Consider the following 24,589-nt stretch of genomic DNA (forward strand, 5'->3'; position numbering starts at 1 on the left):
TCTCCTAAAATATTTCAGTATCGTACATTCAAAAACGATATAATTCACCCGATTGGAAAGAATTGCGGCAGCCTTCGGCAATTTCAAGAGTACGCGTTCCGTCGTAAACCGTTACGGAAGGCTTTTTATGTTCGACAATACAGGAAACGAATTCTTCCAATTCGCGCACATAGGCGTTTTCAAAACGTTCCAAAAAGTTTTGACTGCATTCGCGCCGCACACCGCCGTTATCCAAAATTTCGACAAGATTTTTTTGCGGCACCGACGCAACCCGCAGAATTCCTTTCGTACCGATAATCTCGGTTTCGACATTATATCCGTGCGGAGCGGTACGTCCGGCGAACAAAAAGCACATGGTATCGTTTTGAAATTTTAAAAGACAACCGACGTTATCGCCGTCCCTGTATTGTGCAAATTCGGGGTGTGCATAGCAGCCGCCTATTGCCCATGCACTTACCGGTTCGCTTTTCGTAAACCAACGCGCCAAATCTATGTCATGCACCGCCATATCCAAAAACTGTCCGCCGCTGTCGGGAGCAAAGGCGATTGCGCCGTCGATGCATTTTTCGGGATCCTGACTGTAACAACGCACTAAAATCGGCCGGCCGATTTCTCCGTTATCGATTTTTTCTTTTACATACAGGTACGAAGGATCAAAGCGGCGCATAAAACCTATCATGCATACCTTATCAGGATGGCGTTCAACGGCTTTTTCCGCCCGTTTGCAGCCTTCGATATTTATGCCCAAGGGCTTTTCCGAAAAAACATGCTTACCGTTATCAAGCGCTATTTCTATGTGCTCGGGATGAAAGGCCGATGAAGACACAATGACAATCGCATCCAAGTCGGAGCAACGCGCCATATCTTCAAATCGCGTAAACGTATGAGAAACACGCAGTGCTTCGGCCGTTTCTTTTAACTTTTTTTCATCCACATCGCACAATGCGGTTAATTCGGCACCGGAGATTTTCGATGCGATATTTTTTGCATGCTGAAGCCCCAACCGTCCCAATCCGACGGAACCGATACGGATTTTCTTCATGCCATCCCTCCACACTAAAAGATTAAGAAAAAGCGCTGTCTTATGCTTTACGCGCATTTTTACGCATATCGAAAACAACGGCCGCGACAATGATGACACCCTCGACAACTTGCTGCCAATATGCGTGAACGCCCAATAAAGTCATGCCGTTTTTGATAACGCCCAAAATAAGAGCGCCGGCAACGGCACCCCAAATCGTTCCGATACCGCCGGTTTGGCTGGTTCCTCCGATTGTAGTTGCGGCAATGGCGGTCAATTCGTAACCGGTTGCAGCCCCCGGATGGGCGCTGCCCGTACGCCCCAAAAATACAATCGAAGCGAGCCCTGCCAAAAGACCGGAAATCATATAAATTATAACGTAATTGCGCTTAACGTTTATACCGGAAATTTCCGCCGCAGTGCTGTTCGAGCCGATTGCAAAAACACTTTTTCCGAAACGCGTATAGTTTAAGATTACCGCCGATACGGCGATAACCGCCGCATAAATGACAACGGGAACGGGAATAACTCCCCAAAGGCGTCCGCCGATAACATTAAAAAACGGATTTATATTGCTGATCGGTTTACCCGAACTGAAAATCAGCGCAAACCCGCGCGCAACCGTCATCATGCCCAAGGTCGCAATAAAGGCATGTATTTGAAATTTAGCGATTAAAAATCCGCTGACTGCACCGCACAAACCGCCCAAAATAAGAGCGGAAAAAAATGCAACAGGGAACGGCAGCATAGGAAGATCGGGGAACATTTTCCCGACAGAATCGGGAAGCTGCGATACACTTGCCGCAACAACGGCGGCAAAGGCTAAAATCGAACCGACCGATAAGTCTATTCCCCGTGAAATAATAACAAAGGTCAAGCCTATGGCCATTATGCCGAAAATAGCGGTTTGATTTAAAATATTGAATATATTGCGGCTCGTTAAAAATTCCGGTTTAAAAATACTTATAACAATAACCATTAAAAGCAATACGAACAATATACCGTATTTTTTCAGCATTGCGCGAAACGAAAACGATTGCCCGCTTCTTTTTATCAGATCTGCCATAATTTCCTCCATTTATCAGGCAACCGATTCCTGTTTTTGAGCTCCGGTCGCATAGGTCATAATATTTTCCTGAGTGAACCCGTCCGAACGTTCAAGGATTGCGGTAACGGAACCTTCATGAAATACGACAATACGGTCGCTTAACCCGATAATTTCGGGCAGCTCCGAAGACACCATAATGATACTTTTACCGCTTTGAGCAAGTTTTTCAATCAATTTATAAATTTCCGTTTTTGCTCCGACATCGATACCGCGTGTCGGCTCGTCCATAAAAAGAATATCCGGCGATGTTAAAAGCCAGCGCGCTACCAATACCTTTTGTTGATTGCCGCCGCTTAAAAACTGTATTTGCTGACTCAAACTCGGCGTTTTAATATTAATATCGCGCACGTATTTATCGCAATCTTCTTTAACCATTTTAAAGTTTAAAAAACCGCTTTTGCGCAAATACTTTTTCATATTGGCGACGACCATATTATAATCGACGGACAAAACGGGAAAAATGCCGGTTTCGCGCCTCTCTTCGGTAAGCAAAGCCATTTTGTGGCCGATTGCATCTCTGGCATTACCGATACGGACTTCTTCGCCGTTCAACAGAATTCTTCCGCTTGTTTTAGGCCGCACACCGAACAAAGTTTCAACCACTTCAGTTCGCCCGGCACCGACCAAACCGGCAAATCCCAGTATTTCGCCTTTTTTAAGCGTAAACGATACGTCTTTAAACTTTTTGCCGGAAGAAAGGTTTTGAACTTCCAAAATTACCTGTCCCGGTTCGGTCGTTTGCTTTTGAAATAAACCGGAAACATCGCGGCCGACCATAAGGTTTATAATTTCATCCATCGAAATACCGGATGTATCCGCAGTTTTTATATACTTACCGTCCCTAAAGATCGTAACCCTGTCGGCTATTTCAAAGATTTCGTCCATTTTATGCGAAATATAGATAATCGAACGGTTTTGAGATTTTAAGCGTCTGATAACTTGAAACAAATCTTCAACTTCATGATTTGTAAGAGAAGAAGTCGGTTCATCCATAATGATAAGCTTTGCATCATACGATACGGCTTTTAGGATTTCCACCATTTGAATTTTTGCTACGGTTAAATCGCGCATTAAGGTTTTAGGATCATCTTGCATGTCGATCGATAAAAGCAATTCAAGCGTATCTTCATACATTTTTTTATGATCCACAAAGCCGAATTTATTCAGCGGTTCGCGTCCCAGCCATATATTTTCCATTATAGGACGATGCAAAACAGGAGATAATTCCTGATGAATCATCGAAATTCCCAAATCCAAAGCTTGCTTTGTCGTACCTATATCGCGTTTTTTACCTTCAAAAAAAATCTCGCCTTTTGTCGGTCTGTACATTCCGATAATGCATTTCATAAGGGTTGACTTTCCCGCTCCGTTTTCGCCTATGAGTGCATGAACCTCGCCTCTGCGGACTTCCATGCCGACATCTTCCAACGCTATAACACCGGGAAATACTTTTGTAATATTTTTTACTTCCAGTAAAGGATCGGCGGTATTCATATTCGTTTCCTCCACGTTCGGTATTCGATTGAATTTTATGCAAAAAAAATTATAACCAACCCGCTGGTACGGGAAAACGGGAAGTTTCACGGTTTAATCGAAACTCCCCGTTATATTTACTTTATCAATTAATCGAATTCTTTTACGTTTTCAGGGGTAATCAATTTAAAAGGAATCCACGTAACGCTTTCGGGTTTTTCACCTTTCAGCGCTTTTAATACCGTCGTTATCGAACCTTCGCCCTGCCCCTTTGAATCCTGCAAAACGGATCCCGCTAAATCGCCGGCTTTGATTGCCGCACGGGCATCGGGAATTCCGTCAATACCGATAACCAATACATCTGTACGGCCGACTTCTTTAAGAACGCGTACCGCTCCCAACGCCATTTCGTCGTTATTGGAAAGAATCGCATTTAAAGATTTTCCGTAAGCGGTCAACCAATTTTCGGTAATAGCCATCCCTTGGTCGCGCTGCCATTTACCCGTTTCTTTTGCAAGAATTTTTATGTTGGGGAATTTTTGCGCAATAATTTTTTCATTTCCTTCCGTGCGCTTCAATGCTCCTTCGTTGCTTAAAATACCCTGTAAAATCGCAACGCCGCCTTTCCCGTTCATCTTTTTGCCGATATATTCTATTTGCATTTCACCGGCGGTAATTTCCTGAGAACCGACATAATATACATTCGGCGGAAGTTTCCCGTCGGGATAGGGATTACGATTTACATAGCACAGAGGGATCCCCGCGTTGGCAGCAGCGCGCGTAATCGGTGCCATCGCGCTTGTATCAACGGGAACGACAATCAATGCATTAACACCTTTCGTAATAAGCGAATTGACTTGATCCTGTTGAATAATAACGTCTTCCTGTCCGTCGGCAGTAAGGAATTCAACTTCGGGTTTGTCGGCTAAATATGCTTTAATCGCATCGACAATATAGGTTTGGAAAGTATCGTTGAAGTTGTTTATACAATAACCTATTTTAATTTTTTTCCCGGACGATTCTTTTCCTCCTGCGGCAAAAACCGAAGCGGCAAAAATAAATACCGCACATGCCGTAATAACACGTTTTTTCATTCATTTCCTCCTAAATTTGAAACGGTTTTTATCGTCAACTCGTTTCCGCCGAAATTGCGAAGACGAATATAACGCAGAACAATCCAGCAAGGGAGGCGGCGACGCTTACCGCCGCTTCCCTTCTTACGTTTTTACTTTCCTACCTTTACGGGTGTGCCGCCTTTATCGCTCGATTTTTGTGCGGCAAGAGCGATAAGAACGGGCTGCAATCCGTCGAAGGCGCCGACGGGCGTGTCGGTGTTTTTCAAACAAGCCTCGACGAATTCCTTCGCTTCGGCAATATAGGCGTCGTTATAGCGTTCCAGGAAAAAGTGCAGCGGTTTTTCGCGGTTTACGCCCTTATCGGTGTACACGACGGTATTGTTTGCCGTTTCGTTGTCGGCGATAATTTGTCCTTTTGAGCCGAATACTTCGACGCGCTGATCGTAGCCGTACGACGACTGGCGGCAGTTATCGATAACGCCCAGGCAGCCGTTTGCAAAACGCAGCGTAATAACGCAGGTGTCCACATCGCCCGCCTTTCCGATAGCCGGATCGACCAAACAGGTGCCGGCTGCGCTCACTTCAACAACTTCGCTGCCGGAAAGATAGCGCATCATATCGAAGTCGTGGATCGTCATATCGGCGTAGATGCCGCCGGAAACTTTTATGTATTCGACGGGAGGCGGCGCGGGGTCGCGCGAGGTGATTTTTATAATGCGCACTTGTCCCACTTCACCCGCTTTAACGGCTTCTTTTACGCGGCGGAAGTTGCGGTCGAAGCGGCGGTTAAAACCGACTTGATACTTTATTCCGCTTTCTTTAACGGCGTCGAGCACGGATTTAATTTTTGCGATATTGTGGTCTATGGGTTTTTCGCAAAAGATGTGCTTGCCGGCTTTTGCCGCCGCCGCCGAAATCTTTGAATGTGTATCGGTCGACGAACAGATAAATACGGCTTCAACTTCCGGATCCGCCAACAGCTTTTTATAATCGCTGTAAACGGCCGGAATTCCCAATTCGGCGGCAAGTTTTTCCGCGCTTTTTTTATCCACATCGGACACGGCGGTGAGCTTTGCGCCCGGAACGCGCGTCGCCAAATTGAAAGCGTGCAGCTTTCCGATACGGCCCGCTCCGATAACGCCGATTTTTAATTGTTTTTTCATCCATACCTCCAAAAAACTTTCCGATTAATGCCCGCTTTAATATTTACGGGCGGTTTTTATATGTTCAAGCTGATCTTTGCACGCATCCCTGTTCGCTTTGCGATCGGACACTTCGGCAAATCCGACACGCCACCACGAACCGTAGCCGTCAGTCATCGATTTGGGAAGCACTTTTATATCGAAGAGAACCGGAACGTCTTTTACTTTTTTCGCTTCCGCAAAAGCTTTTTTCAGTTCTTCTTCGGTACGTATCGTCCATGCGCGCGCCCCGTAACCGCGGGCAATGGCGGCATAGTCGACATTCAAAAATTTGCCGCGCAGTTTGCCGTCCGAAGAGCGGTAGCGCAGTTCGGTACACAGGGTTTCGTTTCCCTGCCCCGTCTGCAAATTGTTTATGCAGCCGAAGCTTGCGTTGTCGAAAAGGCAGAGGTGAATTTTTTTATGTTCCTGCACTGCGGTCAGCAATTCCGAATGCAGCATCACAAAGCTTCCGTCGCCGACCATCGAATACACTTCTTTATCCGGTTCGGCAAATTTAATACCCAAAGCGCCCGACACTTCATAGCCCATGCACGAATAACCGTATTCCATATTGTACGTATCGACTGCGCGCGGCCGCCACATGCGCTGCATACAGCCGGGAAGACTTCCGGCGGAACCGATAACCACGGCGTTTTTTTCGGTCAGCATATTGATAAGGCCGAGCGCGCGGGTTTGCGTTAAACTCGTGCCGACGTCCTTTGCAAAGCGGGCGGCCGACGACGCATTCGCATCGTTTATATTCGGCACATAGTCCGAATCGAAGCGCAGCGAATCCAAACGCTCAAGTTCTTTTATCCAAGCGTCTTTCGCCTTTTTAATGTCGGCGTCGTAATTCGCTTTATAGCCCTTTAACAGTTTTTTTAAGTCTTTAAGAGCGGTTTTCGCGTCGGCGATAAGCTGCACGGCGTCGAGCTTGGCCGCTTGGAAAGGAGATACGGTAATGTTTATAAAACGCGCTTTTTCGTTAAACAGCCATTTCGACGAGGTTGTAAAATCGGTATAGCGCGTTCCCACGCCGATTACAAGGTCGGCCGTTTTGGCGATTTCGTTTGCGCACGCGGTTCCCGTAACGCCGATACCGCCCAAATTGTAAAAATCTGTCCACACGACGGCGCTTTTACCCGCTTGGGTTTCGCCGAAGGGAATGCCGAATGTTTTTGCAAACGAAGCGAATTCGGCATGAGCTTCCGAATAGCGTACGCCGCCGCCGCAGATAAGCATGGGGCGTTTTGCCTTTTTAATAAGATCGGCCGCCCTTTGCAACGCCTCTTTTTCGGCAGGCCGGCGGGCAAGATAATGCACGCGTTTTTCAAAAAACGAAACCGGATAATCGTAGGCTTCTCCCTCCGTATCCTGCGGAAGAGCAATGCACACCGCCCCCGTATCGGCAGGGTCGGTCAGTACGCGCATTGCGTTGAGCATGGCGGACATAAGCTGTTCCGGTCGCACAATGCGGTCCCAGTATTTGCACACGGGGCGGAACGCATCGTTCGTCGAAAGCGACAAATCGTGAGTTTGCTCGATTTGCTGCAAAACCGGATCCGGCTGGCGGCATGCATAGACGTCGCCGGGCAAAAGCAAAACGGGAATATTGTTCGCCGTTGCCGTCGCCGCGGCCGTTATCATATTTGCTGCCCCCGGCCCGACCGAAGAAGTTACGGCAAAAATCTGCTTGCGCTTGCGTTGCTTTGCAAAGGCTACCGCGACATGGGCCTGCCCCTGCTCGTTTTTACCCTGATACACTTCAAGGCGCTTTGCTTCCTGAGTCAATGCCTGACCCAAACCAACAACGTTCCCGTGTCCGGGCAGCAAAAAAACGCCTTTTACAAAGGGCTGTTCATTATCGTCCCAGCGTATATACTGATTTTCCAAAAACCTGACCAGCGCTTGGGCCGTCGTCAAACGTACCGTTTCCATTTTTTCTTCCTTTTATTGCTCTTTATTGTCGTTCTTTAAAAATATGATCGTTTGCATCGCTTTCCCAAAGCCATGCATGCTCTTTATCGTCGATACGCGTTTTTTTCCACGGATCGCCGTCCAAATGCCGGATACCCCATACATAACACATCGCGTAGCCGGGAGCCGCGCCCTGAGAATGGAAGCCGCTCGTAATAACGGTGAGCCCGTTGTGTGCCGACTTGAAGATTTCTCCGCCTGCAAAACTTACGCCGAAGCCCTGCGGTTTATCGAAGCGGTGAAAATACACTTCCGGCTGGGGATGATGGTGCGGCGGATACGACGACCACTTTCCGGGAAAATTCAGCACTTCGCCGAGCACCATGTTCGAATACGGCGCGTTGTCGTAGTCGAAAAACGTTTTTATTTCGCGCCGCATACAGCCCATCAATTCGCCCTTGTTTCCCGCATGCTGAACAATCACATCCGAAGGCGCATAGAGCCTCGATTCAAAGCTGCGTTCATTTATCGTTTTTTGCACATACAGTTCGCTGTGAGCGAGCGCGGTAATCGTAACTTCGGTTCCGGCGCATACGTGCAGGCACCATCCGTCTTCTTCAAATTCGTTTTTGCGGCTGCAGTCGCGCTCGATTCCGTTCCATTTAAAGCGCACTTTCCCGCAAAACAGCAAAAAAAGCGCTTCCGATTCCGTACCGGGGAAAACAAAGCTTTCTCCCGCATCCAAAATCAAAAGCCCCACATCCATCATCGTTCCGCAATCGTCTTTTTTTGAATCGATATAAGAATTGTATCCTTTTACGGCATTTTTTTGTATATACACAAAACCTCCCGCATATCGGCATACGCATAAAAAGCGGCAAAACGCACACCATTTACCGTCTCGCCGAATTGAATTTATAACTATTATGATACATACAAACTACCATGACTTTACAACGATGTCAATAAATATTTTTAATGCACAGGCAACAAATACTAAAACTTATCCACAAAAGAACAAAGAGTTTACCTGCACTGTGGATTTATTTCTTTTTTCGCAGAGTTCCGGGCGTAGTCGATTCATATTTTTTGAAAACTCTGATAAACGAAATATCGCTTGAAAATCCGACAGCCAAAGCTATTTCCTTTACATCGGAATCCGTTGTAAAAAGCAACTGCTTTGCCTCGCTTATGCGCAACTGCGTAATGTATTGCACGGTACCTATAGCATAGGTATTTTTAAACACGGTAGAAAGATAAGAGTTACTGATACCCAACTCTTCCGCAATACGATATGTCCCGAACAGCGGATCTTTAAAATCCCGTTCGATTATTTCTTTCGCCTTTTGCGCCAAAAGCATTCCCGCCGTTTCGTTCTTTTTAAGTGCCGATAAAGTCTTTTGAAAATCGTCGTATCGATCATTGTCCGTTTCGGTTCGGTTATAACAAAAAACATTGTCGGTGCAAACCTGTAAAGAATTATTCAAAGCCTCCAGCGCCTCTTTATAACTTGCAGGAATATCTTTCAGCGTATCATAACACAAACCGATTCCGGCTGCAAATTGTATGTCTTTAGGAAAAATATCGGCGGCTTTCTTTATGATTGTATAAAAAAAAGAAGAAGTTTTAAATTGTTCGCTGTTTAATAGGATAACATATGCATTATTCTTACAAATGACTGCCGCTTCATAGTCATATTCTTTAAAAAAACGTATTAATTCTTTATCATACTGTGCCCGGTCGCCTTCGTTCAGCGCCATTACACATACGACAAAAAAAGGAAACTCAAACATAATATCGTATTGTCTCGCCAGCAAAAAAGCTTCCGCTTCGCTTGAACACGGTTTTTCTATAAGGCGTGCTAAAAACAAACCGTTTAAGGTATCCTGTCGCGATTGCAATTTTGCCATTTGTATATTTTTTTCATTCATTAAGTTATTGATCTTTTGCGATATTGCTTTTATCGTATCTTCTTCCGCAAGCGGATCTATGCCGATTTGTTTTAACAAAAGATTCAGCGGCTTTAGATTTTTAAGACTGATAAAATACGAAAGGGATAAAGCTGCAAGACATATTACCGAAAACGATATTATGCATATACTCAAAAGTACATACAGCGGCCTGAAAATATCGTTATATGAATAAAAGGACACATATCGAAGATTCGGAGAGAAGGAAGACGATACAATAAAAATATCGGAAAAAGGTTTCCGAAGCAAAAAATTTCCGTCGGCAAACGCATGTATTATGTGCTCCGAACCGGTATAATCGACTAATTGATTATCGAATAAAATACCGTATGCTTTATAGTTTACATCGGAAGATATGCTTTGAGTTATATTTTTTAATAATTCATTCGTACGTAATTTTATTACGATATAACCGGTTTTTTCTCCTTGATAATATAATAATTTTACATAATATAATTGCGATTTGTCGTCGGCGGCGACTGCAATAAAACCGCTGTTGCTTTGCGCAACAAAAGCCTTTTCATCAATATGCATCACAAAAAAATCGTTTTCCAACATGCAATATGATTGTACGGGGAAACAGCCTAAATTCCCGATAATCAAATTCGCGTACGGATAACAAATATAAATACTACCTATCGCAGAATGGATATTTTTATAATCCTGCAATTGATTGGTAAACGTATACAATTCTTCAGAATATCTCTCTTTTGTATTTTTAATTTTTTTCATACGGATATTAACCGGATGTAAATCCAAGGCAAAAACATATTTTTGTATTTCCAACAAAACGGTATCTATCGTACTCTTCGTAAATTCCGCCGTATTTACCGCATTTGCAAGTAAAGTATCTTTTAACGAAAATAAAATAAAAGCCGACACCAGTGAACAAAAGAAAAGAACAAGTGCCGCAACGAGCATTATCGATTTTATCCACTGCCGACTTGTTTTCGGGATTCGTATAAGCATTCGCCCTTCATTCCGTATATGAGCGTATACATGTATTGATTTTATAACGTAATTGCGTTAAATATTCGCTTTCCAAAGGATATTTGGTAAAAGTTATCGGATAATCGAGTCCTTCATGAATTATGTCGCATACCTTTGAACGCCCTGCAAGAGATTCCGCTTTTTGCAGCGCGCGCAAATCCGCAAAAGCTTCCATTTGTACTTCATTTCTGATCGAAGCATATGCGCTGCCGTCCGGTGCGGGATACACTAAAAACGCATCGCCGGAAGGAAAGGCAAAACCGCAATCGGTAGTAATAAAAGGGTTAATGTGTTTTTTTGAAAACTGCGTATTGTAAAAATTAAAACCCCAATGTAAAAAGCCTTTTATATTATACAGATACAACAATACGCCCATTATTCTGTTCCGCGAACTCGGCATGGAAAAAAATCTGTTAGGTACGTCAACGCTTTGCGAAACACAATAATACACCCACAAGTCTTTAACTTTGTGATCTATAAAAGGTTGAATATGATCATTTGAAGGAATCGGATGCGAAACCACTCCTTTTTTATAAAAATCATAGCTTGAAAGCGCATCCATAACCGTATAGCCCTTGAGCAGGGGTATTATAATTTTTTTTGCTTTAAGATATGAACGCAGATGCTGTTCATGCGGTTCATCCGATACATGAAATATTATATGTTTTTTATCGAAGCCTTCGTCATGCAATACCCGTATAAGTTCGGGAATAAAAGCGGTTAAGAATTTTTTATATGCAGCCGAGTCGGCAGCCGTGTGCCAGCCGAACAGTTTTGTTTCAACACCGTCCACGTTTGCCATTATTTTAGGCGTCGATTCCGCACCCCATTGCGTAAAAAAGTGTGCAATTTCAAGATAGGTAATTCCTTCTTTTTTGCACAACCTGCACCAGCGTTCCAATAAAGTAAAATTAAATGAATAAACGCCCTTGGTCTTTGTAACGGATACCAATTGTACCGTTGTTCGTTCCCCGCCGACGGCGGTATCCAAAGGCGGTGTAAATATAGGCGTTAAAAGCATATTGATTCCGCAATCGTGTGCCGCGGCGTGTATAAAATTGCCTATTATTTTCCAGTGAGCTTCGGAAAAAACCGGCACTGCATAAAAGTCGGCAAGACAATCCGTGTGGAACCATTCGGTATGAATAAGTTTTTGCCCGGGCAGCTCGCAGTCTATTACTTCAAGATCCGCATATAATTCTTTCGATAGAGACGTATTGCTCTCTGAACGAACGGCAACACAAAGCCGATAATTTCCGGCCTTTGCGGAAGATAAATCCACGTCGATCCACACGCTCCCGAACTGATCGGAAACGGGTTTTATTTTCCCGGAAGACGGAACGAGCAGGTCGGGATACAAACCGGGGGCTGTTCGCAAATAGTTTTTATCCCGCTTATCCGTCACCGGATAGTGGGAAGGCACCGATATGACATCCCGTAAACGAACAGGAACATCAATACCCGATACCGTAACGTCGAATTCCGGAAGAGGAGATCTTCCGTGATTTCCGTGTACGGAGTACACCAATTGAAACGCAATGCGATCGCCGATTAACCCGTTAAAAGTATAATCGTACAAAGGTTTCGGCCTCGAGTCGGCAAAAACTTTTTCAAGCGAAGAAGCTAAAAAAAACTCAAATGCGCTCATATCTCTCCTCTTCTTTCGGCAAGTTTACGCTTTAATTCCGCTTAATGCAATCCCTTCGACAAATCGCTTCTGCAATATAAGATATAAAATAAACGGGGGTAAAAATGCCAATGTCGAACCTGCCATAACCAAACCGTAATTGGTTGTGTAACTGCCTTTTAACGCCGCAATGGCCAAGGTTAATGTTTTCATATGCGGTTTCGACGCAATAACCAGCGGCCACAAAAAATCATTCCAGCTCGATATAAAGGTAAAGATCGTTAATGAAACCAATACGGTTGTTATCAGCGGCAGCACCAACAAAAAAAAGATTCTATGCTCGGAACAACCGTCGATTCTGGCTGCTTCCAATAAATCGTTCGGGATACTTAGCATAAATTGTCTTACTAAAAAAACGCCGAACGCATTAACGATAGGAAAAATCAATGCGGGGTAGGTATTTAATAATCCTAAGGACTTCATAATAAGAAATACGGGCACCAGCGTAACCTGTCCGGGTATCATCAAGGTCGCAATGTATAGGGCAAAAAGCGTATCACGGCCTTTGAATTGCTTTTTTGCAAACACATATGCGGCCATAGAACTGATAAGTGCATTAAAAAAACAGGCGCAACCGGTAACAATAAAACTGTTGCGTAAATTAACGATGATATTAAAATTTTTAAAAACCAAGTCGTAATTGCTCAGATTGAATTCGCGTACATTAAAATCAAAATTAAGCATCGTTTTTTGCGTAAATGAAACCAAAATCATATAGGCAAAAGGAAAAATTGCCGAGACGGAAAACACAAAAAGTATTATTCCGAAAATGGAGTTAAAAATATACGTTTTTATTTTTGTTTTTGTTTTTATATTTGTATCACTCATCTTTACCGCCCGCTAAAAGTTTTTTTTGCACAGCTTGAATTACTACAACCAATATAAACATCAACAACGCGATTGCACTTGCATATCCCATATTGTATTCTTTAAAAGCCGTATTATAGATCGTCAATACAAGTGTTACGGTAGATAATCCCGGCCCGCCGCCGGTCATTGTATACACCATATCGAAAATCTGAAACGACCATATTGTACCGAGCGTAATAATCAAATAGGTGATTTTCGATAAACCGGGCAGCGTAATATTAAAGAAAGTCTGTATCGGATTGGCTCCGTCAACCTTTGCGGCTTCATACAAACTCGCAGGTATATCGAGGATTCCCGCGTAAAAAATAACAAGAAAATAACCGATATGCTTCCAAACTGTTGCCGCACTGATGCCGATAATGCTTGAAATCTTTCCACCGAACCAGTTTACGGCCGGCAATCCGAATATTTTCAGCAATTCGTTTATCGGACCGTACGAAGAAAGCAACAACGACCAAAGCGTACCGACAAGAACCGATGAAGCGATAACGGGAATAAACAGCGCACTGCGCACAAAGTTGCCGAAAGTCTTTTTAAAATTTGCAGCAATGATAGCCGCAAGCAATAAGGAAATAACCGTTTGACAGGGAACAATAATAAGCGTAAATAAAACGGTATTTTTAAATGAAGCGCCGATGTACGGATCCTTAAGCATACGCAGATAGTTATCAAACCAAACCGGCTGCGGCCTTTGTATAACGTTATATGACGTAAAACTTAAAAAAATATTCATTAAAATCGGAATAATCGAAAAAGTCATCAGTAATATAAAACTGGGCAGTATATACAGCAGACAAAATCCCAAATCCGATCCGGTGTTTTTTTTCATTCCGTATTTCCTTACACAATAAAATCGGGGCTGCCCGAAAATCCCGATAGTCGGGCAGCTTCTATTAAAACAAGCTTTTAAGACAGCCCCGTCTTACAACTTTTTAACAGTTACTTTGATATAACGCTTTTACTGTAATCAACCGTATTTGATATGGCTTTTTCGGGACTGATATCTCCGAGCATCATAAGCTGCAAATTCTTAAAGAGATTGTCCATAACTTTAAAAGCGCCTTCGGCAACAGGAAGGGTACGGAAATATTTACTTTCATTATCAAACAAGCTTTTAAAAGCGGGATCGGCATTATAACCTTCATCACGCGTAATAGCCGGGAATGCGGCAATTTGTGTGTGGAACAGCGTCATCGTTTCTTTGCTTGTAATAAATTTCATAAGAGAAGCCGCCAATTCTTTATTCTTACACGCTTTACTCATTATGAGCGCATCGGAAGCTACCCAAATCGCTTTTGTTTTATCCTTAAAACTGGGAAGATACGTCCAGTTTACTCCGGATTGTCTTAAAGCATTTGCAGATTTGGCATCCATACTCGCAATCGCAATCTTTCCCTGTGTGAACAAGGTTCTCACGGAACTGGTGTTAAGCGAAAGACTTTCTTTGGGAAGTACATCGTATTTAAAACGTAAATCATGCAAGAACTGTGCAACTCTGACCGCCGCATCGTTATCCATTAACGCAACTCTATTGCCTTCTTTATTGTAAATTTCGCCGCCCGCCTGCCACAAATACGGATAAAAAATATTATTCAAAGCGCCGATGGAAGAATCCGCCCATTCCATAGCGATAGGCATAACACCGGGAAGATTAAGTTTTTTTACATCCAGCGCACATTGAATCAGCTCGTCCCATGTTTGCGGCAGCGTGTTCCAACCGGCTTTTTTGAGAATATCCGTATTAAAAAACGGAACACGAGGATTACCGACAACAAAGGGCAATGCATATTGCGCGCCTTTCATATTTCCCTGTTTCCAATAAATATAATTATCTTTTTCTTTTTGTGTAAAATAGGGAGCAATGTCGGCCAAAGTTCCCATTTCGATAAAATCGTTAAATATTTCAAGATACATGTAGCCGACATCGGGGCCTTCTCCGGCTGCAAAACCGGTAAGATATTTTTCTTCATATCCGCCCCAAGGAGTAATTTCAATCGTCAGGTTACAGTTGTTTGCATCCGCCCAAGGTTTAAGGGTCTCGGTCCAAAATTGCATATCCAGCGACTTACCGGATGAAAGCGGAGGCAGCCACAGCAAAAGCGATTGTTTTTTCCCGTCCGACCGTTTTGCACCGCTGTCGGAAGATCCCGACGCAAATGACGCCATTGCGACTGATATACATAACAAAGCCGCTAATAAAGTTTTTTTCATTGTACACGCTCCTTTTCAATGTGTTAATGATACGTAATGTTCGAACACGTCATGAAAGGATTTTAATCCGCGTTTTCGAATTTGTAAATTATCATTTTTTTCGATTTTCAGATAATTTATAAAGTTAAAAAAATGTTAATTATTAAAAATTTATCCGACCGCTTTTATGTCCGTTTTGAATCTTTTTATCAGATATGTGCTTGCCAAAATAAGCACCGCTGCGGTCATTATAACGGAAGCGGCGCCCGAATAACCTATCTGCAAATTCTTTGTACCGTACTGATAAATATACTGGCTGATTGTTGCGGTTGAATTTGCCGGCCCGCCCCGCGTTAAGATATTGATTTTATCGAACAATCTGAATGTATCTATCGTACGCAGCAAAACGACCATACCTATGCCCGTTGAAATATCGGGAAGAATAATATGAATTAATTTATTCCAATATGAAGCCCCGTCTATATCGGCGGCTTCATACTGCGACTGCGGAACGGTTTGCAGTTCGGCATAAATGAGCAAAAAAGAAAGCGGCGTATACTGCCAAATATCTATAATAAGAATCGCATTAAACGCCGTCTTTACATCCATAAGCCAGTTTACCGGAGACATTTTGACAAACTCGAGCATCTGATTGATAATTCCGTTGTTATTTGAAAACATCGTCTGCCATATGAGGGCCGCCGTAACGGTAGGCACAAGCATGGGAAGCAGCAAAAGCGTACGGACTAAGTGCTGACCTTTTCGCAAACTGTTTACAAAAAGCGCCAGCACAAGCCCGAAAAGCGTTTCGGCGATGACGGCAAGTACGGTAAACTTAACGGTATTCCAAAGCGATTTTTGAAAATACGCGTCTTTAAAAATATTGACGTAATTACGCACTCCTATAAAAGACGAGCGTGTTTTCGACAACAGATAATAATCGGTAAAGCTGTTTTTTATCGTAAAAAACAGCGGAAAAATACTGAGTACCGTCAACAGCACCGCCGAAGGCAATATCATGGAATATATAAAAGATTTGTTTGTCTTTATCATATATTATTTTGCCATTATTTCTTCTATAGCTTTTTTTGCGGCAGCCAAACCGTCGTCGATGCTCTTTCCTGCGGAAACGACATTCGAAAGTTCTATGCCGAATGCATTTTCAACGGACGACCATTTCGGTGTGCGCGGGCGTACGACCGAATTATTGGTGCCTTCGTAAATAACGCTGAAATACGGATATTTTGCGGTTATTGCGGAATCGGTAAAAACGCTTGTACGTGTAGGAACGCCGCCCTTATCAACTGCGGACTTTTGCACTTCCGCACTTGTTAAATAAGTTAAAAGTTTTAAAGCCGTTTCTTTATGAGTACTGTTTGCGGTAATACCCATCATCCAGTTGCCGATCATACCTGTTGCGTGTTTTTCCGAAGACGAGGATACGCGATCGGGAATTGCGGCATAGGAAGCTTGAGCGTTTGACGAAGAAATAAACCACGAAGGCCAGCCCAAAGCCATACCCGCATTACCGTTCGCAACGGAAGCGACAATATCGTTCTTTTCATAATTGGCACCGGCGGCAAACAAATCACAGTACATTTTTAAAGCTTTTTTTGCTTCGGGCGAATCTACGACAACGTTCCAGTTTTCATCAAATACATCGCCTCCGTAAGCCCATAAAACCGGCAAAAAATCGGATACAATGGGATTTCCCTGCTGGCCGCGGATTACATAACCGGCTTTTCCCGCCGATTTTATTTTTTTTGCGGTTTTCAGCACATCTTCCCACGACGACGGCAGCGGCATTCCCGCATCTTTTAAAACGGAATCATTGTAAAAGAAAAGCTGAACGTTTCCCGTAAAAGGCAGCGCATAGGTATCGCCTGTCGCATACGGGCTTTTTCCCAAAGCCAAAGATTTTTCCACAAAGTCCGTATCGTCTTTATAGCCCATTGCGGTTAAATTCTGCAAAACGCCGTTTTCCGTAAATTCGGGCATAACCGGATCGTCGATCATCACCAAATCGTATACGCCTTTTGTGTTGATGGAATCCAAAGCGGCGTGCTGTTTTAAGTCGTCCGCGCTGAAAGCAAGTACGTTTACCGTACAATTATTTTTTTGTTCGAAATCGCCCTTTACGGCTTCGATAACATCGGTATGCGTACCGCCGCGCGCGGCAACGGTTAAAACGATTTTTCCCGTAGAAGATACCGAGCTTTCATTCTTTCCCTTGCATCCCGAAAAACATACAATCCCGGCAACAAAGACCGCAAGGGCCGCAGCGATTTTTACTTTTTTCATTTTCTCCTCCTAAAAATATATTAAAAAAGTTTGTCGGTTCGGTAAGGCTTAACCTTTTACGGCGCCGCCGGCCAAACCTTTTATAAGATACGTTTGAGCAAAAAGCACAAAAAGCGACACCGGAATAACCGAAAGCACGCCGCCTGCGGCTATGTTTCCCCATTGCGCCAGTTCCTGTTCACTGTTTAACGTCGCCAATATAAGGGGGACGGTATAGTGATCCGATTTTTGTACGAAAATAACGCCGTACAGATATTCGTTCCATGAAGTCATAAAGGTTAAAATCAGTACGGCTGCAAGGCCGGGAAGAATAAGCGGTAAAATGATTTTCAAAAAAACCGTCCATTCTCCCGCACCGTCGATTTTCGCACTTTCCTCCAATTCTTTCGGCTGGTTCGCAAAAAAGCTTACCAAGTACCAAATAATAAAAGGAATGTTTAAAAGTATATGCGATAAGACTATGGGAATTTTCGTCCCCAGCAAGCCGATACGGTTCATCATAACGTACAGCGGAATGGCAAAAGCGATCGGCGGCAAAACTCTGAGCAAAAGCACCCACAAAATCCCCGTCTTTTTCAAACGAAAAGCAAAACGTGCGCGCGAAAATATATACGCGCAGGGAACACCGGCACATACCGCAATCGCAAGCGAAACCAAAGCAACCTGCAAACTGTTTACGATCGAATTACCTATATGCTTAAATTTGAACAACGAAACAAAATGGCTGAAAGTAAAAGAGTGAGGCAGAATGGAAAGCTTTGCCGTTAATTCGGCATTGCTGCGGATGGAAAGCGACAGCATCCAATAGATGGGAAACAAAGTCCAAAGCAACACAATCGCAAGAAACAACGCTTTAAGAGGCCTTATTTTATATTTCATAAAAACATCCTATTCCCAAAACGCGTTTTTACACGGAAACGGAGCGTACGTCCTCGTCCGTATAAAAGTTTTCTATATACTTGCGGACATCGGCGCGCGTTCCCCGGAAGGGGCCCTTTGTTTCCATCTTAAGCGATACGAGCGCGGTTGCAAACAGTAAAGCTTCGGGTATGGAAGAAGTGTTGCGCTCGGCGATATAGGTCGCAAAGCAGGTGTCGCCCCGCCCGGTGCGGCCGGCAAGGGAACGCGCCTTTATCGGGCAGCTGTACAAAAAATCGCGCGTGCGCACGATAACCTCGGTATTGTGCGTAATGAGTACTTCTTTTGCGCCCCAATCGCACAGCTGCGCGGCGGCCTTGCGCGTATCGGATAAGCCGGTCAGGATTTCGCCCTCTTTTGCGTCGGTTTTAAAATAATCTATATAGGATAAATACGTGCGTTTATTTTTCCAATCGGCATAATCCATGGAGCCGGAGGTTGTCGGGCGCCGGAGCAGGCACTGGGCATCGACGGCGATTTTACCGTGGCCGAGTGCGGCGACAAAAAGCGTATCGTCAAAATCGTCGGTGGTTAAACCTGCAAAATGATAAATGCGCGCCGGAACTTTTAAGATATCGCAGGCATAAAAGGGATCGGATTCGCTGATCAAATCGCACGTGCGCTGTTCTTTGTCCGCCGTAAAATAGGTATTGCGGATTGAAGTCGTATCGGCGCTGAAAAAACGGTACACGTCCATGGGCGCCTTATCCAATTCGGCAAGCGTTGAACTGTCCGTATCGTTGCATTTGGTGCACACGGCCGTTTTAAAACCCGCACCGTACGCGGCATAGCCCGATTGAATTATCGCGCCGCCGAGCAGACGGTCTTCGTTGCCCAAGTGGTCGATCATAATGTCTTTTGACACGGGACCGATGCACACGATATCGTACAGTCCTTCAAATTTCTTTGATCGCGCACTCAACAGACATTCCGATGCTTGAATGACGCGGTTTGCCGTTATGCCGTCAACGCCGAAATCGATCATACGTTTTACGTCGTTTGCGCCGTCAACCGTCCATACAAAAACCTTCAGCCCCTGTGTATGGCAAGCGTCGACAAGGTCTTTCGAAGCGTCTTTATAATATAAATTGAGCGCCTTTAAACCAGGCATTTTTTGTTTTAAATCGCGCAAAAAAGAATCGGCGCCGGACTTTAAAGAAGCGCCGTCTATATTGAACAGGACGCGACCTTTGCCGTTTTTAAGCGCGCAAAAACTTTCCTGCGAAACCGAACCGCTGAAAAACGCGCGGTACATAAAATTCTTTTGTTCCAAATATTCGGCAAGCGAGCATACAATATCTTCTTTTAAATCGAAGTTGACGCAGACGGAAGGCTTTTTACCCAAGAATTCGAGCGCTTCATCGAGCATTACGGCGGACTTTCCGTGCGGCGCATCGTGCGAAAGATAAAATCCGTCCGCACTTTTGCGCACATCGATTTCGATAATGTCGCAGGGCAGATCGAGCGCCTTTTGTATATATTCGGCGGAATTCGGTACCGTATTTTCACAGCCGCTGTGGGCCGTCAATAAAATCAATTTTTCGGACATAGCATTCTTCCTTTAGAAAATCCTTCAACGATATTGTTCAACTATAACATGAGAATTCGGCGCTGTCAAATATTTTAAAGAGTTTTTCAAAAATCGGTTATATTTTGAGTAATTATATGTGCACTTATGAATTTTCTTGCAAATTTTATCGTTATGCTCTATGATGTGGTAAATAAGAAAAACTTTTTCGCAAGTTGATTCGCTGCCTGCGCGAGCGGGCGCGTAAATCGGTTCTTTACAGAACAGAGCCGCGAGGCTCTATACTTGCTTCAAAAGTTTTTTAGGAGGAGCGATAAAAAGCGCCGTCTGAAATGGCGCCGGCACTTTTTATGCCGAGTTTGCGTTGCAAACTCGTTATCTATTGCGCTTTCTCAACTCTCGTTTGCGAAAGCGCGAAAAAACTTTTTCGCAAGTTGACACTTGCTTCAAAAGTTTTTTAGGAGGAAGTATGTTTAAAAAGGATGCGGTTTTTTTGGGTATTGCGCCGATCGGCTGGTGCAATGACGATATGCCGGAATTGGGCAAAGAAAATACCTTTGAGCAAATTATAAGCGAAATGGCTTTGGCGGGTTTTACGGGCTGCGAAATCGGCAACAAGTATCCGTCGGATCCGGCGGTTTTAAAAGAAGCGCTCGACTTGCGCGGTATGCGCATTGCAAGCCGCTGGTACAGTTCTTTTTTGCTGACCAAACCGCTGAAAGAAAATGTCGCTTCTTTTAAAAAAGAATTGGATTTTTTAAGCGCGGTAAAAGCAAACCGCATAAACGTGAGCGAACAAAGCTACAGCATACAGGGTAAGATGGATGTTCCCGTTTTGCAAAACAAAAAGCACGTGATGAACGATGAGGAGTGGAAAACCTTTACGACGGGATTAAACGAACTGGGAAAGGTTGCGACGGACAAGGGCTTTAAGCTGTGCTATCACCACCATATGGGAACGGTTGTGCAAAGCCTTACCGAAACGGAACGCATGATGGAACAAACCGACCCGCGTTATGTGTACCTGTGCTACGATACGGGACACTTCACTTTTGCAGGCGAAGACCCGGCAGCCATTTTGAAAAAACACATAGGACGCGTCGGACACGTACACTTAAAAGACGTTCGGCCGAAAGTCCTCAAGCAGGTAAAAGACAACGGCTGGAGTTTTTTAACCGCAGTTAAAAACGGCGCGTTTACCGTTCCCGGCGACGGCTGCATAGATTTCGACACGGTATTCAAGCTGCTTGCCGACAACAAATACGAAGGTTGGATTTTGGTGGAAGCCGAACAGGATCCGGCAAAAGCGAATCCGTTCAAATACGCCAAAATGGCGCGCGCCTTTATAAAAGAACACGCAAAGATATAGGACATATCGAAAAAACCGCTTTTAGCGTTTTTTTTCGATATGTCGCCGAGTTTTCACTCGCGATAATACAGCGAGTGAAAACATCGCATCTACAATTAAGGAAACTGTCCAAAAACTGAAGTTTTTGGACAGCCTCGTCAAAGTCCGGTTTGCCGCGGAAAAGGCAAACCGGATGCCCTTTTGCTTTTCCGGCTAATTCTTTTCCCACGCCTTTTCTTTTAAGTTCGTATAAATGTACACGCCTGCCGACACGGAACACAGCAAAAACATAATGACCGAAAGTGCGGCCGCGCGTTCGTAGCGCAAATACTTATTGAATTGATCGAACAGCGAAATGCCGAGCATTTTCGGAAAGTTGCCGCCCATCAAATACGGCGTCGTAAAAGCGCCGACATTTGACATAAACACAAAGGTTCCGGCAACGACAATGTCTTTAAGCGACAGGGGCAAAATCATCGAAAAGAACACGCGGATTTTACTTGCACCGACGTCGCGCGCGCTTTCGATTATCGAATCGGGAACGGCGCTCAAACCCGCGGTAATCATAAGAGCGGCAAAGGGAATGTTAAACCACAGGTTCATAAGAATCATGCCGCCCGCATGGTACATAAGCCCGAGCTTAATGTCCGCGCCGAACACGTTCGAAATGCGGTTTATAAGACCGGAATCGCGGATAATCGTAATCATCGCATACACGGCGACAAGGCCGGGAACGAATCGCGGAAGCAAATACAAACTGCCGATTGCGCGCGAAAAGGGCGAATCGACAAAGCGCAAAAACAGAGCCAAAAGATAGGCAACCGTAATCGCGATAACCACCGTCATAACAACGACGAACAAGGTAAAGCCCAAATTGGTCAATTCGCGTTTTGTCGTAAAAAAGAACAGGTAATTTTCAAACGTGAATTCTCCGGTTTTCGGGTGCGTAAAACTTTTTTGTACCGCAGCGATAATCGGAAGGGCAACGACCGCCATAACCGTTAAAAACGCGGGCATCACCAAACCGTATGCAACCAAGCGTTGTTTAATCGTTTTATTCATAACCGCGCCCCTTTTTAAAACTCGTGATATCGGTTTAAGCCCAAGTGAACCTGTTGTCCGGGCGCCAGATTTTTTGCCTGTTCGCGCGTCGCAAAACAGCGCACAATCGAATTTCCGCATTGCACGGTTACTTCTTCGTAGTGGCCGAGTACCATAATCGTGCGGATTGTACCGGAAAAATCCGAAGCTTTTTCGCTTATCGTAATATCTTCCGGGCGGGCGGCGATAATTTTTCCGTTGTGATTCAAAAAGTTCATATCGCCGATAAACGAAGCAACGTAGCGCGAAGCGGGCTTGTCGTAAATTTCGGTGGGGGTACCGATTTGTTCGAACACGCCCTTATTCATAACGACGATGCGGTGTGAAATTCCCATCGCTTCTTCCTGGTCGTGCGTAACAAACACAACCGTAATGCCCAGTTCCGATTGAATCTTTTTGAGCTCTTCGCGCATTTGCTGGCGGATTTTCGCATCAAGGGCCGAAAAAGGCTCGTCGAGCAAAAGCACTTCGGGCTTGAGCATCAAAGAACGCGCAATCGCAATGCGCTGTTGCTGGCCGCCGGAAAGCTGCCCCGGATATTTTTTTTCGCAGCCGCTCATGGATACAAGTTCCAAATATTTTTCGATTTCGGTTTTAATCGTCGCTTTCGGAATTTTACGCAGCTTAAGGCCGAAGGCAAGATTTTCGTAAATGGTCATGTGCGTCCACAAGTTATAGCTTTGAAAGACCATAGCCGTCGGCCGTTTTTCCGGCGGCAGCGCAACAATCGATTTATTGTCGATTAAAATATCGCCCGAAGTTACATCCAAAAAGCCGCCGATCGTACGCAAAATGGTACTTTTACCGCAGCCGGAAGGTCCGAGCATGGTTACGATTTCGCCCTCATAAATACTCAAGTTTATGTTTTGTACCCCGTCGCCGTTTTTATACAGCTTCGACATATTCCGGATTTCAAGCTTTACCGGCCGATTTTCTTTATTTTCATTCATCTTTTTCCTCGCATTGTAAACATTTTAAAGACAACTTTGAAAACGCGTTTTTATTTCATTTTAAAACCGCCGGCAATAGCGGCAGGTCCGATATATTTTCTCATTGCCAATATAAGCACCAAAGACGGAACAATCAGTATGAGCGCAAAAACGGCTCCGGCTTGTCCCGGGTAATCGAGAATAACACCGTACATTTCGACCGGCATGGTTTTTATGCGCCCCAAGCCGACGAGCATGGTTCCCTGGGCTTCTTCCATGGAACCCAAAAAAGTATACAACGTCGCGACGGCGATGCCGGGCATAGCCATCGGAAGCGTTACCGAAAAAAAGGTGCGCAAGGGACCGGCACCCACATCGCGCGCAGCTTCTTCCTGCTGGCGGTGTACGGAACGGAACGCACTTGCGGGAAGCCACACCATAAACATCATCGAATTGATCATGTGAATGATGACGACGCCGGCAAGGGTGCCCATCAAATTATATTTATAAAACAAAATACCTATGGATGTATAAATTCCCAATTTGGGGAAGGCATTCGTCAGTAAAAACGAAAGCATAAAAATCTTTCTGCCGGGAAATTTAAAACGGGCAAGCGCATAGGCCGCGGGAATGCACAGCACCATCGAACACATAGTCGTAATTGCGGCGACGGTAAACGACTGAACAATCGAAGACACGAGGCTTTGCTGGCCGAAAATAAATTTCCACCATTTTATTCCCCATTGTTGGGGAAATACGGCCGGTACCGTGTACGTGTCGGCAAAGGCCAGCATACACATGTTTAAAAGCGGGCCGTAAAAAAACAAAATAAATACGGCAAAGATGATAAACTCAATAAAACGTTTGCGCCCGACGGCAAAATAAAAACGTTTGGGATTCAAATACTTGAACATAAAAACTCCGAAAAGCGATTCAATCGGGAAACGCCGATTATTGTTTGGCTGCTTTCTTAAATGA

The 24,589-nt window shown here is 44.4% G+C and carries 20 protein-coding genes; 1 reads left to right on the top strand and 19 read right to left on the bottom strand.

Going from position 1 to position 24,589, the window contains the following annotated elements:
- Positions 1 to 28: 28 nt before the first annotated feature.
- The 16 genes from HMPREF9194_RS08485 to HMPREF9194_RS12410 form a co-directional block, all read right to left on the bottom strand.
- Positions 29 to 1,042, bottom strand: a complete 1,014-nt coding sequence (locus tag HMPREF9194_RS08485) for a Gfo/Idh/MocA family protein (protein WP_016525960.1) — start codon at positions 1,040 to 1,042, stop codon at positions 29 to 31.
- A 40-nt stretch (positions 1,043 to 1,082) separates the two neighbouring features.
- A complete protein-coding gene (locus HMPREF9194_RS08490; RefSeq protein ID WP_016525961.1) occupies positions 1,083 to 2,087 on the bottom strand; it encodes an ABC transporter permease in 1,005 nt (334 codons plus the stop codon).
- 15 nt (positions 2,088 to 2,102) lie between these two features.
- Positions 2,103 to 3,623, bottom strand: a complete 1,521-nt coding sequence (locus HMPREF9194_RS08495; protein WP_016525962.1) for a sugar ABC transporter ATP-binding protein — start codon at positions 3,621 to 3,623, stop codon at positions 2,103 to 2,105.
- A gap of 128 nt (positions 3,624 to 3,751) precedes the next feature.
- Entirely contained in the window at positions 3,752 to 4,696 is a 945-nt protein-coding gene (locus tag HMPREF9194_RS08500; protein WP_016525963.1) for a sugar ABC transporter substrate-binding protein, read from the bottom strand.
- A 131-nt stretch (positions 4,697 to 4,827) separates the two neighbouring features.
- Positions 4,828 to 5,841 carry an inositol 2-dehydrogenase gene (iolG, locus tag HMPREF9194_RS08505; protein WP_016525964.1) on the bottom strand — a complete coding sequence of 338 codons (1,014 nt, stop codon included), beginning with the start codon at positions 5,839 to 5,841 and terminating at the stop codon, positions 4,828 to 4,830.
- A 36-nt stretch (positions 5,842 to 5,877) separates the two neighbouring features.
- Complete coding sequence (iolD, locus tag HMPREF9194_RS08510) at positions 5,878 to 7,800, bottom strand: 3D-(3,5/4)-trihydroxycyclohexane-1,2-dione acylhydrolase (decyclizing) (protein WP_016525965.1); 1,923 nt, start codon at positions 7,798 to 7,800, stop codon at positions 5,878 to 5,880.
- A 22-nt stretch (positions 7,801 to 7,822) separates the two neighbouring features.
- The gene (locus HMPREF9194_RS08515; protein ID WP_016525966.1) at positions 7,823 to 8,620 is read right to left on the bottom strand and encodes a 5-deoxy-glucuronate isomerase; all 798 of its coding nucleotides are present in this window, start codon (positions 8,618 to 8,620) and stop codon (positions 7,823 to 7,825) included.
- A 202-nt stretch (positions 8,621 to 8,822) separates the two neighbouring features.
- Positions 8,823 to 10,718, bottom strand: coding sequence for a helix-turn-helix domain-containing protein (locus HMPREF9194_RS11935; protein ID WP_016525967.1), 1,896 nt, complete (start codon positions 10,716 to 10,718; stop codon positions 8,823 to 8,825).
- A 7-nt stretch (positions 10,719 to 10,725) separates the two neighbouring features.
- A complete protein-coding gene (locus tag HMPREF9194_RS08525) occupies positions 10,726 to 12,387 on the bottom strand; it encodes a DUF4091 domain-containing protein (protein ID WP_016525968.1) in 1,662 nt (553 codons plus the stop codon).
- A 24-nt stretch (positions 12,388 to 12,411) separates the two neighbouring features.
- On the bottom strand, positions 12,412 to 13,254 hold the full coding sequence (locus HMPREF9194_RS08530) for a carbohydrate ABC transporter permease (RefSeq protein WP_016525969.1): 843 nt from the start codon (positions 13,252 to 13,254) through the stop codon (positions 12,412 to 12,414).
- Positions 13,247 to 14,125 (bottom strand): carbohydrate ABC transporter permease, encoded by an 879-nt coding sequence (locus tag HMPREF9194_RS08535; protein ID WP_016525970.1) that lies wholly within the window; start codon positions 14,123 to 14,125, stop codon positions 13,247 to 13,249. Before HMPREF9194_RS08535 ends, HMPREF9194_RS08530 begins: the two co-directional genes overlap by 8 nt.
- Positions 14,126 to 14,235: 110 nt before the next feature.
- The gene (locus tag HMPREF9194_RS08540) at positions 14,236 to 15,462 is read right to left on the bottom strand and encodes an ABC transporter substrate-binding protein (protein WP_211209558.1); all 1,227 of its coding nucleotides are present in this window, start codon (positions 15,460 to 15,462) and stop codon (positions 14,236 to 14,238) included.
- A 195-nt stretch (positions 15,463 to 15,657) separates the two neighbouring features.
- Positions 15,658 to 16,539 carry a carbohydrate ABC transporter permease gene (locus HMPREF9194_RS08545; RefSeq protein ID WP_016525972.1) on the bottom strand — a complete coding sequence of 294 codons (882 nt, stop codon included), beginning with the start codon at positions 16,537 to 16,539 and terminating at the stop codon, positions 15,658 to 15,660.
- A gap of 3 nt (positions 16,540 to 16,542) precedes the next feature.
- Positions 16,543 to 17,787 (bottom strand): extracellular solute-binding protein, encoded by a 1,245-nt coding sequence (locus tag HMPREF9194_RS08550; protein ID WP_016525973.1) that lies wholly within the window; start codon positions 17,785 to 17,787, stop codon positions 16,543 to 16,545.
- A 48-nt stretch (positions 17,788 to 17,835) separates the two neighbouring features.
- On the bottom strand, positions 17,836 to 18,666 hold the full coding sequence (locus tag HMPREF9194_RS08555) for a carbohydrate ABC transporter permease (protein WP_016525974.1): 831 nt from the start codon (positions 18,664 to 18,666) through the stop codon (positions 17,836 to 17,838).
- A 28-nt stretch (positions 18,667 to 18,694) separates the two neighbouring features.
- Complete coding sequence (locus HMPREF9194_RS12410; protein WP_016525975.1) at positions 18,695 to 20,254, bottom strand: glycerophosphodiester phosphodiesterase family protein; 1,560 nt, start codon at positions 20,252 to 20,254, stop codon at positions 18,695 to 18,697.
- A gap of 448 nt (positions 20,255 to 20,702) precedes the next feature.
- Here HMPREF9194_RS12410 and iolE point away from each other — a divergent pair, with 448 nt between their 5' ends.
- On the top strand, positions 20,703 to 21,602 hold the full coding sequence (iolE, locus tag HMPREF9194_RS08565; protein ID WP_016525976.1) for a myo-inosose-2 dehydratase: 900 nt from the start codon (positions 20,703 to 20,705) through the stop codon (positions 21,600 to 21,602).
- Between the two features lie 192 nt (positions 21,603 to 21,794).
- Here iolE and HMPREF9194_RS08575 read toward each other — a convergent pair whose 3' ends face one another.
- Genes HMPREF9194_RS08575 through HMPREF9194_RS08585 form a run of 3 tightly spaced genes read right to left on the bottom strand, consistent with a single transcriptional unit; the run spans position 21,795 to position 24,525 of the window.
- Complete coding sequence (locus HMPREF9194_RS08575; protein WP_016525977.1) at positions 21,795 to 22,643, bottom strand: ABC transporter permease; 849 nt, start codon at positions 22,641 to 22,643, stop codon at positions 21,795 to 21,797.
- Positions 22,644 to 22,657: 14 nt separating this feature from the next.
- The gene (locus tag HMPREF9194_RS08580; protein WP_016525978.1) at positions 22,658 to 23,632 is read right to left on the bottom strand and encodes an ABC transporter ATP-binding protein; all 975 of its coding nucleotides are present in this window, start codon (positions 23,630 to 23,632) and stop codon (positions 22,658 to 22,660) included.
- Between the two features lie 50 nt (positions 23,633 to 23,682).
- A complete protein-coding gene (locus tag HMPREF9194_RS08585) occupies positions 23,683 to 24,525 on the bottom strand; it encodes an ABC transporter permease (RefSeq protein ID WP_016525979.1) in 843 nt (280 codons plus the stop codon).
- Positions 24,526 to 24,589 lie beyond the last annotated feature (64 nt).

It is taken from the genome of Treponema maltophilum ATCC 51939, assembly GCF_000413055.1.
Classification (GTDB): domain Bacteria; phylum Spirochaetota; class Spirochaetia; order Treponematales; family Treponemataceae; genus Treponema_C; species Treponema_C maltophilum.